Source organism: Kitasatospora sp. NPDC097691 (assembly GCF_040302665.1).
Taxonomy (GTDB): domain Bacteria; phylum Actinomycetota; class Actinomycetes; order Streptomycetales; family Streptomycetaceae; genus Kitasatospora.
Genome location: NZ_JBEORY010000006.1, coordinates 141,404 through 153,304 on the forward strand (window position 1 = coordinate 141,404; position 11,901 = coordinate 153,304).

At 70.6% G+C, this 11,901-nt stretch carries 12 protein-coding genes; 7 read left to right on the plus strand and 5 right to left on the minus strand.

Annotated elements, in window-relative coordinates:
- The first annotated feature begins 421 nt into the window (after positions 1 to 421).
- The 3 genes from ABTY56_RS06565 to ABTY56_RS06575 all read left to right on the plus strand — a co-directional run bounded on the left by ABTY56_RS06565 (position 422) and on the right by ABTY56_RS06575 (position 3,163).
- Complete coding sequence (locus ABTY56_RS06565) at positions 422 to 979, plus strand: hypothetical protein (RefSeq protein WP_350627193.1); 558 nt, start codon at positions 422 to 424, stop codon at positions 977 to 979.
- Between the two features lie 599 nt (positions 980 to 1,578).
- Positions 1,579 to 2,118, plus strand: coding sequence for an HAD domain-containing protein (locus ABTY56_RS06570; RefSeq protein ID WP_350627195.1), 540 nt, complete (start codon positions 1,579 to 1,581; stop codon positions 2,116 to 2,118).
- Between the two features lie 190 nt (positions 2,119 to 2,308).
- Positions 2,309 to 3,163, plus strand: a complete 855-nt coding sequence (locus ABTY56_RS06575) for a HEAT repeat domain-containing protein (protein ID WP_350627197.1) — start codon at positions 2,309 to 2,311, stop codon at positions 3,161 to 3,163.
- 58 nt (positions 3,164 to 3,221) lie between these two features.
- Here the strand turns inward: ABTY56_RS06575 and ABTY56_RS06580 are convergent, their stop codons facing one another.
- A complete protein-coding gene (locus tag ABTY56_RS06580; protein WP_350627199.1) occupies positions 3,222 to 3,650 on the minus strand; it encodes a DUF6210 family protein in 429 nt (142 codons plus the stop codon).
- 181 nt (positions 3,651 to 3,831) lie between these two features.
- Here ABTY56_RS06580 and ABTY56_RS06585 point away from each other — a divergent pair, with 181 nt between their 5' ends.
- Positions 3,832 to 4,509: a hypothetical protein gene (locus ABTY56_RS06585; protein WP_350627201.1), complete on the plus strand. Its 678-nt coding sequence runs from the start codon at positions 3,832 to 3,834 to the stop codon at positions 4,507 to 4,509.
- 82 nt (positions 4,510 to 4,591) lie between these two features.
- Here ABTY56_RS06585 and ABTY56_RS06590 read toward each other — a convergent pair whose 3' ends face one another.
- Genes ABTY56_RS06590 through ABTY56_RS06600 form a run of 3 tightly spaced genes read right to left on the minus strand, consistent with a single transcriptional unit; the run spans position 4,592 to position 7,766 of the window.
- Positions 4,592 to 4,996 carry a DUF6009 family protein gene (locus ABTY56_RS06590; protein ID WP_030240262.1) on the minus strand — a complete coding sequence of 135 codons (405 nt, stop codon included), beginning with the start codon at positions 4,994 to 4,996 and terminating at the stop codon, positions 4,592 to 4,594.
- Positions 4,993 to 6,660, minus strand: coding sequence for a DNA primase family protein (locus ABTY56_RS06595; RefSeq protein ID WP_350627203.1), 1,668 nt, complete (start codon positions 6,658 to 6,660; stop codon positions 4,993 to 4,995). The genes ABTY56_RS06590 and ABTY56_RS06595 overlap by 4 nt, the downstream gene beginning before the upstream one ends.
- On the minus strand, positions 6,657 to 7,766 hold the full coding sequence (locus ABTY56_RS06600) for a bifunctional DNA primase/polymerase (RefSeq protein WP_350627205.1): 1,110 nt from the start codon (positions 7,764 to 7,766) through the stop codon (positions 6,657 to 6,659). The genes ABTY56_RS06595 and ABTY56_RS06600 overlap by 4 nt, the downstream gene beginning before the upstream one ends.
- A gap of 1,264 nt (positions 7,767 to 9,030) precedes the next feature.
- Between ABTY56_RS06600 and ABTY56_RS06605 the strand changes: the two genes are divergently transcribed.
- The 3 genes from ABTY56_RS06605 (at position 9,031) to ABTY56_RS06615 (ending at position 10,736) form a co-directional block, all read left to right on the plus strand.
- Positions 9,031 to 9,567: a DUF1877 family protein gene (locus ABTY56_RS06605; RefSeq protein ID WP_350627207.1), complete on the plus strand. Its 537-nt coding sequence runs from the start codon at positions 9,031 to 9,033 to the stop codon at positions 9,565 to 9,567.
- Positions 9,568 to 9,686: 119 nt separating this feature from the next.
- Positions 9,687 to 9,893, plus strand: coding sequence for a hypothetical protein (locus tag ABTY56_RS06610; RefSeq protein ID WP_350627209.1), 207 nt, complete (start codon positions 9,687 to 9,689; stop codon positions 9,891 to 9,893).
- A gap of 78 nt (positions 9,894 to 9,971) precedes the next feature.
- Positions 9,972 to 10,736 carry an SDR family NAD(P)-dependent oxidoreductase gene (locus ABTY56_RS06615; RefSeq protein ID WP_350627211.1) on the plus strand — a complete coding sequence of 255 codons (765 nt, stop codon included), beginning with the start codon at positions 9,972 to 9,974 and terminating at the stop codon, positions 10,734 to 10,736.
- Between the two features lie 97 nt (positions 10,737 to 10,833).
- Here the strand turns inward: ABTY56_RS06615 and ABTY56_RS06620 are convergent, their stop codons facing one another.
- A complete protein-coding gene (locus tag ABTY56_RS06620) occupies positions 10,834 to 11,844 on the minus strand; it encodes a glycoside hydrolase family 113 protein (protein ID WP_350627314.1) in 1,011 nt (336 codons plus the stop codon).
- Between the last annotated feature and the right edge of the window lie 57 nt (positions 11,845 to 11,901).

Below are 11,901 nucleotides of genomic sequence, written 5' to 3' on the forward strand. Positions count from 1 at the left end.
AATCGGGACCGCCCAAAGACTCGCCCTGACCTATGGAACACCGGGCGAACCAGCTGTGGATGCCCACGGTGTTGATTCGACTCGGGAGACGACGGCGGCAGCGTCCGCCAGACGTGGCCACGATCCGCGTGAGGAATTTTCCGCGGAAAATCCGAGACGGTCCGGGGATCGGGGACCGGCTCCGAGTTGTGGATCAGTGGACAGATGCCCGGTCAGCTGACCAGTTGCCCACAGCCGGATCGGAAGCCGCACCGAGCCCACCCGGCTCATCACGGATCCCAGTGTCGCCACGGCCTCAGCCAAGGCCTTCGGTAGGCGCACAGTGCCCCGGCCACCCCGGGCTGCGTCACAAGCCCCGGTCGCTGCCGACCGAGGAAAAACGCGTGTCTGCGGGAAGTGCCCCGGTGCGAGACTGCTCGCCATGACCACACCTGAGCTCAGCGAACTGGACTACCTTCGGGAGATCGAGCGTCTCGCCCACCGTGTCACCGTCGAGGCCTCCAACGAGGACTGGCTCTCGTACGAGCCTGATCCGGAGGACGCGACATCTCTCCAAGGCAGCGTCAACGCGCTCGCCCGTGTCCTGCGCAGCTATCACTTCGAAGGCGACGGCTGCATGGAGGAGGACCGTCCCTTGGTCCGGCTCGTCGGCGCCACTGTGCTGAAGCCCGGGATCATGCCGGCCGGGATGGACGAGGACTATGAGGAAGTGTGCGCGCGAATCGGTGTCGACCCACGGCCGGACGGCTGGGCTCTGTGGAACACCTGGGACGACAGGGGCCTTCAGGTGACCATGGTGGTGTCCGCCGTCGAGACCACCCAGGGCCTCTTCGAGAACTGGTCCCGGGGAAGGGCGCTCGACCCGGTGACCCCGCTGCCCTCCCAGATTGCTCTTGTCCGCCGGGGCTGGATCGGCCCGATGACGTTCTCGCCGCGTGGCGTCGGCAAGACCGGCTGCGGCGGGCAACCGTTGTCCTGACCCCCGCGCTCTGCGGCCCATGTGTGTCCCGACCACTCCGGCTCAGAATTTTCCGCAGAAAATTCGGGACCACTGGAAGGGCCGTCGAAGGCAGTTGCCGGACCGCGAGACAGCGCGCCGCGGACGGCACGCAGTGCCGGACTGTCCGCGCTCACTGCGCTCTCCACGCTTCGAAATTTTCCGCGGAAAATCCTGAGCCCGTCGACACCGCCGAACGCACCCGGCTCGGCCCGACGTGCGCCGGGTCGAGGGTGAGGCTCACGCACTGCCCGCGGTCGCCCTCCGGCGGTTGGAACTCCTCGACGTCGGTGAACGGTCGGAGGCCTGCCAGACTCTGCCGGGATCCCCCGTCCCCCGCTCCACCGCCCCGTTGCACGGTCGGATCCGGGGCTCGTGGGATCCGAAATTTTCCGCGGAAAATCGTCCGGGCCGATCCGCGAACCGACTCTGGCCATCGGCGGGGGAGAGGCCCGGCAGATCGTTGCCCGAGCGGCCCCAGAGCTGAGCACGACGCGACGCCACCAGGAAATCCGCTGGGCCCGGCGCAGGTCGGCCGCTACCGTACGGGGACGATCTCCGGGGGTGACCTGATGCGGCCGATGCTGCTGATAGACGTGGACGGGCCGCTGAATCCGACTGCGGCGAAGCCGTACCGGAGGCCTGAGGGCTACGAGACGCACCGGCTGATGACCCCGCAGTGGGAGGCGGCCGAGCAGCGCAGGCTCAGGGAGTGGGGCCTTCCCAACAAGCAGGCGAAGCCACTGCGGGTCTGGCTCAACCCGGATCACGGGCCGGCGCTCACCGCCCTGCCGTACGACCTGGTGTGGGCGACGACGTGGGAGGAGGAGGCCAACACCTTCCTCTCACCCCTCCTGGGGCTTCCCACCCTGCCGGTCATCACGTGGCCCGATCCGCGTCCCCAGCCCGACGGCGGCGTGTTCTGGAAGACACCGGAGATCGTGGCCTGGGCGCAGGGCCGCCCGTTCGCCTGGGTCGACGACCAGATCACGGACGCGGACCGCGGCTGGGTCCAGGCCCACCACCACGGCCCGGCGCTCCTCCACCGCATCGACCCGAAGACCGGGCTGACGACGGACGACTTCTCACTTCTGGCGGACTGGGCGCGAGTGATGGTTTGACGGGTCGGTCATTCCTCCCGCAATGGCGTCCGGCAGCAGCCGATGCCGAGCCGGCTCGTTCGTGTGATCGCCGGATGGCACATGGCGACGACTACCTTCACGACCACGAGCGCTGGGCCATTTCCGTCACCACCATCACCGCCACCACCCGTACAGCAGCCCCGCACCACCCGCTCATAGGGTGAGGCACATGGCAGGGATTGGCGGGGCAGGGAAAACGGCAACGGAGCGTGCGGCGCTGGAGCGCGCGCTGGGGGAGTTGGATGCGCGGCTTGCCGCGGATACCGAGCGCGGGTACGACGCCCGCCGTCGGTGCGAGCCCCTGGTGGAGGAACTTCGGACACCCGCCGCCGCGTTCCTGCGGCCGGAGCTGGAGCAACGGCTCTCGCGCTTCGTCGATGCGGACGACTGCTTCGCCCGGGACCGGATCGCCCACGCCCTGGCGGGTGCCTGCGGCCGGGACGCCCTGCCCGCCTTGCTGCGCGCGTTGGTGACCGATCGCAACGACGACGGGGCCACGCTGCAGCTCGACGTGCTCAAGCTCTTCACCGCATGGCCCGAGACCTCGCTCGAACTGGCGCTGGAACGCGCCGCTTCCGACGACCCCGGGACACGGATGGTGGGCCTCTGGGGCCTGACGGTCATCGACTTCGGCGGGGCCAGGTACTTCGGGCTGATCGCCGACGCGGCACGCGACCCGAACCCTGCGGTACGCGCCCACGCGATGACCACCCTTGGCACCGTCTTCGGCACGGGCGATCCCTCGACGGCCCGAGCCGTCCTGATCGCCGGCACATACGATGCCGCGCCCGAGGTCCGCAGAGCAGCAGTCATGGCGCTCTGGGGGGCTCACGAAGCGGCGGTCACCGACGCCCTCGTGGCCCGCACCGGCGACGCCGATCCCGAGGTCCGGTACCGGGCGGCGTGGACGCTGTCCCGACGCCCCGCCCCCGAGGCCCGAGCCGCGCTCGAACGACTCACGGCCGATGAGGACGGGAACGTCCGCGACGCTGCACGCCAGGCCCTGGCTCAGCCGACGCGGTGACCCTGATCCGTGCGGCGCTGATGCCCTCCGGCTCGGAGCGGACAGCTGATCGGCGCGCTCAGTCCGAGTTGAGCCACACCAGTACCCCGGGGCCGTCCGGCGTGATCACCGGCACCCAGGCCTCGTCGGCGTCGCCGATCCGGCTCTCGTCCAGCCGCAGCGGGTGCGGCTTCTCGGTGGTCCCGTCGCACGCCCAGTAGCGGACGGCTCCGATGAGGTCCCGGAGCCGCTCCCGCTCGTCATCCGGCCAGACGTGGTTCCAGGTGCCCGCACCTCGGAAGTGCTTCTCGAAGAGCTCGCGCAATGCGTCCAGCTCGTCGCGGCCGGACAGCGGTACCAGGAAGCCCTCGATCCGGCCCTGACGGCAGGCCGTTCCGCCGTACTGCTGCTGATAGACGACCCCGGTCTTCGCCTCGACCAGCACGGACGACCAACCGCGCCCGCTGGTGCCGTCAGGGTCGAGGAAGACGAAGCGCCGAGAGCTCATGGCGGCAGTCTTCCGGCCGGCCCGCCGTGAGCTCAACGGCATTTCGATCCACGGCTGCGGCGGGTCCGTCATGCACGCTGACGGACAGTCGGACGCCTGCGGGCACGGGAACGATCTTGGCTGACTAGGCTGAAGCCGCACGTCAATGGCCGTGAACGGCGGCCGGGGAGGGTTCTGGGCAGTGGAGAAGATGGGCGAGCAGGGCGAACTGGACGAACTGCGGGCGCGACTGGCCGCGCTGGAGGCCGAGGTGGTCCGCCTGCGCGAGGAGTCCGCGGCGGCGCGCACGGCTGCGGCACACACCGCGGAGGCGCGCGCTGCGGAAGCGCGCACCACGGAGGTGCCCGCTGCGGCGGCGCGCACCGTGACGAAGCGCGGAGCGGCGACGCGTGAGACAGGGGCCGCGGTCACAGCCACGGCCACGAGCAGGACCACCGGCAAGGCCAGGGCCACGGCCGTGACGGCAAGGGCCGGACGGGACGGCACGGAAGCCGGCTCCTCCGCCGACACGCACACCCCGGTGCCGGACGCCGTCCGCCCCGACCAGGTCGAGATTCACCAGTCGATGACCGGCCTCGCCGACGCCCTCGGCGTCATGAGGTCCGAGCAGGCCGACCGGATCGACCGGATCGGCCGGGCCAATCGAGCCAACCGGGCCCTGCAGGCCGAGCAGGCCGAGCAGGCCGAGCGGGCCGAGCAGGCCCTGCAGGCCGAGCGGGCCGAGCAGCAGACGCAGGTGCTCCGCACCCGCCCCCCGGAGGCCCGGAGCAGCGCGCCAGCCCGGCACAGCCAGTTCCTGGAGAGCCTGCTGGCGGGCCAGGCGGTCCTCCAGGAGGAGCCGCACCGCGAGGGCCGCTAGCCACCCGGGCCGGGCGCACCTCGGGCACCCCGGGTTCAGCGGCCGGCCCCGAGCTCACGCTCCAGGCCTCACGCCCGGGGCCTCACGCCTTCGGAAGCGTTATCCCCAGCTCCAGCATCGCCGGCGAAGCCGGGCCGCCCTCGGAGCGCTCGGTCTTGTAGCCCTTGACTCCGGGGGCGACGGTGCGCGGGTCGACGGCCTCCGAGGGGGCGCCGGTGGAGTACAGGCCGTCCGGGTCCTGGTCGCGGTCGTGGGGCAGCAGCCAGAACACGCGCCGGCGGAAGGTACCGGAGGCCCGCGAGGACTTGGCATCGGGGCCGAGGATCGCGTAGCCGACCATGCGGCCGTCGCGGTGGTAGGCGGGGCGGCCGCGGCGCGTGGTGAGGCGGTCCAGCGACTGGCGGACGTAGTCGAGGTCGGAGGTGTCCTCCAGCCAGACGAGGTCGGTTTCGTGGGCGAGCTCGGCCGGGTCGATCAGCGCGCTCACGCGTTCTGCTCCTCTGTGTCGTCGGTGATCAGGCCGATGCCCGGGTAGTACTTGCGGCTGTTGGACAGGACCATCTCCTTGGGAGAGGTCATACCCAGTGTCTCGCGGACTCGTGCGGCGAAGGCACGCCCGGATACGGGATTGGCGCCCTCGAAGCCGCACCAACGGGTGTAGGCGCCGAAGAGCTGGGATTGTTCGGCGCGCATGCCCTCGCCTGTGATGCATGCCTCCTTGAGGAAGCGGCCGACGTGGTCCTCGGTCTCCGCGTACGCGGTGGTGGCGACCTGGACGCGCTGGGGACCCGCGAGGTCCTTCTCGCCGGCGAAGTAGCGGCGGGCACCGTCGATGAGCCACGCGAGGATGCCGGGGCCCTCCTCGGCGACGAGGACGTGCGCCAGGTTGTCGATCTTGCGTTCCTCGGGGACGACCCGTTCGAACGGGATCAGGCGCATGCGGCGCCAGAAGGCGAAGCCGCCGGTGCCCACCTCGGGGCGGTGGTTGCCGAGCAGCCAGAGCTTGTGGGTGGGCTCGAAGGAGAAGAAGTCCTGGCGCATCCGGCGGGCCTTGATCTTGTCGCCGCCGGTGAGCAGCTTGACCCGGGCCTCGTCGAAGCGGTCGCCGGGCTTGAGCTCGGAGCACACGATGATGCGGCGGCCGTGGAGCTCGGCGAGGTCGGTGGGGTGGCCGTCGAAGGTCTTGGCCATGAGGAAGCCTGGCGGGGCCGCGTCCGCGTAGTCGCCGAGCAGCTGGATCATGACGTCGAGGAGGACGGACTTGCCGTTCTTGCCCTGCCCGTAGAGGAAGGGCATGACCTGGGCTCCGACGTCGCCGCTGATGGAGTAGCCGAGCAGCAGGTGGAGGAAGTCGCGGGTCTGGCGGCCTTCCTTGTCGTCGCCGAAGGTGTCGGTGAGGAAGCGGTTCCAGCGCGGGGTGGGCATCCGGGCCGGGGCCAGGGTGGTGGACCGGGAGTGGTGGTGCACCTTCGGGTCGGGCGGGACGATGGCGCCGGTGCGCAGGTCGACGACGCCGCCGGGGGTGCACAGGGCGTAGGCGTCGGCGTCGAGGAGGGCGGCGTTGAGGACCATGCCGGGGGCGGACTTCGCCTGGGCGAGCATGGCGTTCATGCCGGAGGTCGACAGGGCTCGGCGGCGGTGCCGGCGCAGGTCGGTGTTGGTGTAGAGGCCGCGCGGGTCGTGGGTGGCGATGCTCTCGGCCATCTCCCCGGCTGCCCACAGGACGGTGTCGTCCTCGTCGAGCTGCCAGCGGTGGGTGGACCAGCGGTACCAGCCGATGCCGGGGACGTGGCGGTAGTCGCGTCCGTAGAGGTGGACGAAGAGCTTGGCGTTGCCGCGGTCGGAGAGGGAGTCGGGAAGCAAGCCGTGGGGGCTCGCCTGCGGGCCTCCGGAGGTCTCGGCGTGCTGGGCGGCCTGGGGGCCCGGTGCCTTCCGCGCGGGGGCCCCGTGGAAGGGCTGCGCTGACTGCTCCGCCTGCCCGGGCTGCACCGGCGGCTGGGCGGTCTCGGCGGGGTCGTCGAGCAGGCTGTCCTGGACGGCGGCGCCGTGCCAGGGGGCCTGCGAGGGACCGGGGACCGGCGGGTACGCCAGGATCTGCTGGGCTGCGGCCACGGGGTCGAAGACCGTCCTCTTGCGGGTGCTGTCGGTCATCCGCGGGCCTTCCCGATGTGCAGGGGCTGCCGGGCGCCGGCAGCGAGGCCGGAGCGGATGACTGCGGAGCTGTGCCGGTCCTGGGTGGGCCGGGCAGTGCGAGCGGCATCGAGGAGCAGCTGCTCGGCGGCGGTGTGAGTCAGGTGTCCGGCGGAGACGAGGCCTCCGACGGTGTAGGCGGCGCGGTTGAGCTTGCCGGTGAAGCCGGCGCCCTCGGGCGTGGTGGCACAGTCGGTCACGTCCTGTAGGACGGTGTCGAGGACGCGTTCGGCTCCGCGCTTCCCGCCGCCTGCGGCCACCACGGCCTGGCGGGCACGGTCGGGCACGGGGGAGGGGGCCGGGACAGCCGAACGGGCCTCCGGCCTGTCCTTGAGGTGCCCGGTGCGGACGAGCTCCTCGGCGAGCCACCGGGGGAGGGGCGCCGGGACCGTGGCGCCGGGCAGGGCGGTGTAGGTGCCGACGCTCGTGGTGGTGCCGGGAGCGACGATGTAGCCGCCGTGCGCCCGGATGTCGACCTGCCAGGCCAGGGCCCGTCCGCTGGAGGAGCCGGTGGAGCAGGTGAAGCGCTGGTGCTCGTCGTCCAGGTACCAGATGTGCAGGCCGCCGGAGGGCGTACGGACGCGCAGTGTGGAGGTGTCCTCTGCCGGGTCGGGGGCGCGACGGAGAGCGGCGAGCAGGGCCAGCGTGTGGTAGCCGTTCTCCAGGCCGTCGAGGTCGACGTGCTCGTGGATGGGGATGCCGGGCAGGATCCGGTCCCGGGCGGGGACGGTGCCGGGGTGGCTGTCGACGTCGATGACGACCAGGCCCGAGGGACCGCAGGCGACACCGGTGCCGAAGTCCGGATTGGAGCGCCACCAGGCGGTGATGACGTCCTGGTCGACGGTGGCGGCGTGGAAGCCGTGACACCAGCGACCGAAGCCGGGACAGGCACAGTCGCTGGGGGAGTGCGGGGACTCCTGACAGGGCTGACAGTTGGCGGGCGGCGTCTTGCGCCCGGGAGCCAGCGGGTGGACCGGCCAGCCCTGAGCCGCGCACCAGCGGGCAACGGCCAGCGCATCCGGCTGGCGGCCCGTTCGGTCGCTCCCCACGGCCTGCGGCGCCGTCACGCTGGTCCCTCCCCCTTGGTTCAGTAGCTGCTTCAGTAGCTTCAGTCGCTCGGTAGCTGCCCGGTGTTGAGTCGCTCGTTCAGTCGCTGACGGCAAAAAGCCAGGTCAGGGCATTGGTGAGCGCCGGATCAGCGACTGAAGCGACTGAAGTCCAGAAGATAGCTCACACAGACTATCCGAGCGAGCACGTACGCACCCGGAGTGGCGTCCCTTGCGGGGAAACTCAGCTACCCAAACCCGGGGGAGCGACCGAGCCACTTCGGTCGCTGTTTTGGGTCCGGTGACATTTTCCCAGGTCAAAGCCGGTTTTCAAGCCAAACAGCGACTGAAGCGACTGTAGCCCGGGTCTATAACGCGCACACGCACACAGGAATGTCTTCATATACCCAACCTTGAGTCGCTTCGGTCGCTGCGGGAGTGGGTGAAGCGCCTCTGACCTGGGGTTTTATCCAGCGACTGAAGCTCAGCGACCAAAGCTACCGAGTCTCTTCGGCCCGGTAGCTCGGCGTGTCGCGCCCGCCAGGACCGTACCGGAGACGCAGGAAGGTCCAAGGTTCGGTCGCTTGAGTCGCTTCGGTCGCTTGCCCGCCGGTGGCGGTACGACTCAGCCCCCGCGTGGGCCGCCCCGCGTGGCCGTGGCTGTGCAGGACAAGTCCCTTCGTTGAGTCGCTTCGGTCGCTTCAGTAGCTACGGTCGCTCGGGCGTCTTCCGGTGGGGGGAGCAGCAGGACGACCTCTCCCACCAGGCCTCTTACCGCCGGGGCAGGAAACATCTGACGCTCGCAGCGACCGAAGCGACTCTGACCACGGGTTGAAGGACGCAGCGACCGGACAGCGACCGAACCGGCTGGGACCCGTCCGTCGCTCTTCGGTCGCTGCCGCCCGGGGGAGCGACCGAAGAGTTTTCCGGGAGATGCGTGACCTCCCCGCCTCGCGGTCGTTGTTCCTGCGGATCCCGCAGGGTGAGGGTCGCCCGACCCGATCGACGGAAGGACCTCCGCGGATGGGCGTCAGGCTGGGCGTGATGGTGCTGACGACCGGCGACCGGCGATCGGAACCGGGAGCTGACCGTCCTGCTGGACGGACCGAGTCCCCCGCCATGAGGTCGAGTCGTACTGCAACCGGGAGGGGTGGCCAGGGCGTCGACGAACGACATGGGGTGCGGGGTGGGGTCCTGGCGTCGGTGCGGGACCGGATTGTCAGTGGTCGCCCCTAGCCTGTCGGTACGACGAGTGCCGAGTGCCGAGGGCGGACGGGTGCGGGGGATGAGCGTGGATTTCTTCTGGCGGCGGGTGGCCGAGCGGTCCCTGGACGAGCTGTCGCCGAAGGCGCTCGTCGGGCTGATCCCGCACTGGTTCGACAGCGAGTTCGGGTCTCTCAGCGCGGCCGGTGAGGTGCTTGGGGTGGGGCGCAACGGCTACCTGATACACGTTGCTCTCACCGGGGCGTCCGGCGGTGCGGGTGCTGATGCGACGGCGGCGCAGCTGCCGGTGTTCGGTGGTGAGGAGCGGGTCGAGACCGAGGGAGACCCTGGCAGCGACTCGCGCCGCGAGTGGAGGGTGTTGGTGCTCCGGCCCGACGAGGTGCGGACGGCGTCGGCCTTCCTGGCCGGCGTGGACGTCGACGACCTGGTGGCCGCGTCCGATGCCGCACTGGCGGCGGAGGTCGTGTCCCTCGGTTTCGCCACCCCGTGGAGCGAGAAGTGGTCCAGGGCCCTGGCTGCGGACTTGCGCGAGCTGAAGGCCTTCTTCGCCGGGGCCGCCGCTGCCGGCGACGCGGTCATCACGTTCGAGTCCGCGTGAGCCGGTACCCATGGCCGTGCCCGCATCGGCGTCGTGAGCGGTGCGGATCGATTTTCCGCGGAAAATCGGTGGGCGCCGGATGCCTGCCCGTTTTGTCCCGGGATGATCGGCCTGGAGACGTGGACCGGCGCGACCCGCGTCCGGCGCTTCGCGAAGAGCTCTCCGGCGTCGGGCGGTGGATGTACGAGACCGCCGTCCGTGACGGGCAATCGCAGCTCGCCGACGGGATCGCCCACCTCTTCGGCAAGGCCGAGTGTCCGCGTTGTGCCAGCGTGTTCACCGTCGCGGACGAGTACGCCTCCGCCAACGGCCCCTGTTCCGCATGAGACAGAGGGGCTAGTTAGGTAAGCCTATCCTTATTACTCTGTTCGGAGAGTGTCACCGGCCACGATCGAGGAGCGGACATGGGAGACCTCAGCGGGAAAGTCGCACTGGTCACCGGCAGCAGCCGGGGCATCGGACGCGGGATCGCCGAACGCCTGGCCCGGGACGGCGCCCTGGTCGCCGTGCACTACGGCAGCAACGCGTCGGCGGCCGAGGAGACCGCCGCGACCATTGCCTCTGCCGGCGGCCGGGCGTTCGTCGTGGGCTCCGAACTGGGCGTTCCCGGCGACGTGGACATGCTCGTGGCCGGGCTGGAGGCCGGACTGCGCGCACACGGGGAATCGACGATCGACGTCCTCGTGCACAACGCGGGACTCAATCTCATGGGGCGACCGATCGAGGTCCTCACCCCGGAGGAGTTCGACCGGATGGTCGCGGTCAACATCAAGGCACCGTTCTTCCTCACCCAGCGGCTGCTGCCGCGGCTGCGCGACGGCGGCCGGATCATCAACATCTCGTCGGTCTCCACCCGCATCGCCTCCGCCCACGGCATCGGCTACCCGCTCACCAAGGGCGCGCTCGACGTGTTCAGCCGCACCCTGGCCAAGCACCTCGGTCCCCGCGGGATCACGGTGAACTCCGTCGCCGTCGGATTCACCCGCACCGACATGACCGCCGAGGTGCTGGCCGACCCGGCGAACCTGGAGCGCAACATCGGCCTGACCGCGCTCGGCCGGATCGGCCGGGTGCCGGACATCGCCGATGCCGTCGCCTTCCTTGCCTCCGACGACGCCCGCTGGATCACCGGCACCACGATCGACGTCACCGGCGGCGTCGGCCTGTGAAGACAGCCGGGAACCCCACCGCCCGCGCGGCGACCGTCGAACCCGACCCGCCCTTGGTGCATGACAGCGCCTCAGGTCGCGGTCCACGCCCGGGGTGTCACCTCCGGTACCGCTGCGCCACGGCCGCGAAGGCGGCCTTGGGTTCCCATTCCATGTCGGGGTAGGTCTGCCCCCGGCGCCCTTCGAGGAGTCTGACGATGCCGAGGCCGGCCCGGTCCAGGTCGTCCCTGGGGTCGCCGTCCGGGCGGTGCGGGTAGCCGGGCAGGGCGAACAGGAACACGAACGCGCTGTCCACGCCCTCGGTCTCGAAGATCTCCAGCAGTTCGCTCAGATATGCGGCCTGACCGGCCTCGTCACGCTCGTATATGCCGTTCAGCCGTACAGGGGCCTTGGTCTCCGGGTCGTGCTCGACCACTTCCAGTACTCGCCCGCCGCGGTCTCCCGCACCGCGGTAGGCCGCGGTGCCGAACCCGGTGATGGCGAGCGGCTTCGGGCCCTGGGCCAGGGTGCGCACCGCTTCCCGGAACCGGTCGGCGACCTCGGCGGAGCGGATCAGCTCGAAGGTCGCGATGTCGAAGGGGGTCCAGTCGACCTGCTCGAACTGGATGGAGGCGTAGGTGAGCCTGCCCCCGAAACGCTCGCGGACCGTGGCTGCGGCCTCGTGGAGGAACGCGTTGATGCGCACCCCGAGCTCGCGCATCGCGTCCGCCCGTCGCTCGGGTCGGCTCATCAGCTGCTCGACCCGTTCCTCGGGGCTCCCCCCGGGCAGGAACCCGCGGTTCATCACGCTCAGCTCGACCCCTGCGACGAACACGACCGTGGCCCCCTGCTGCCGGAGCCGTTCCGCGAGCTCGGCGCAGTCGCGGAAGAGCGCGAGGATCTGCTCCGGGTCCAGCTCCAGCGGATAGGGCGAGAACCAGACCTCCAGGCCGAGCTCTGCGGCGGTGCGGGCGGCCAGCTCCAGTCGCTCCGGGTCGCCGCCGATGATCTGGACCGCGTTGCAGTGCAGGTCGTCGCGGATGATGGCGAGTTCGCGCCGGACCACTGCGGGGTCGAGGTTCTCGCGGGATGTCCGGCCGTGAACGACGAATCCGGTGTCGTAGGTCATTCCTCGTGCTCGCACGGTGCCCGTCCTCTCTGTCGGGCCTCGGTCGGGGCCCGGTGG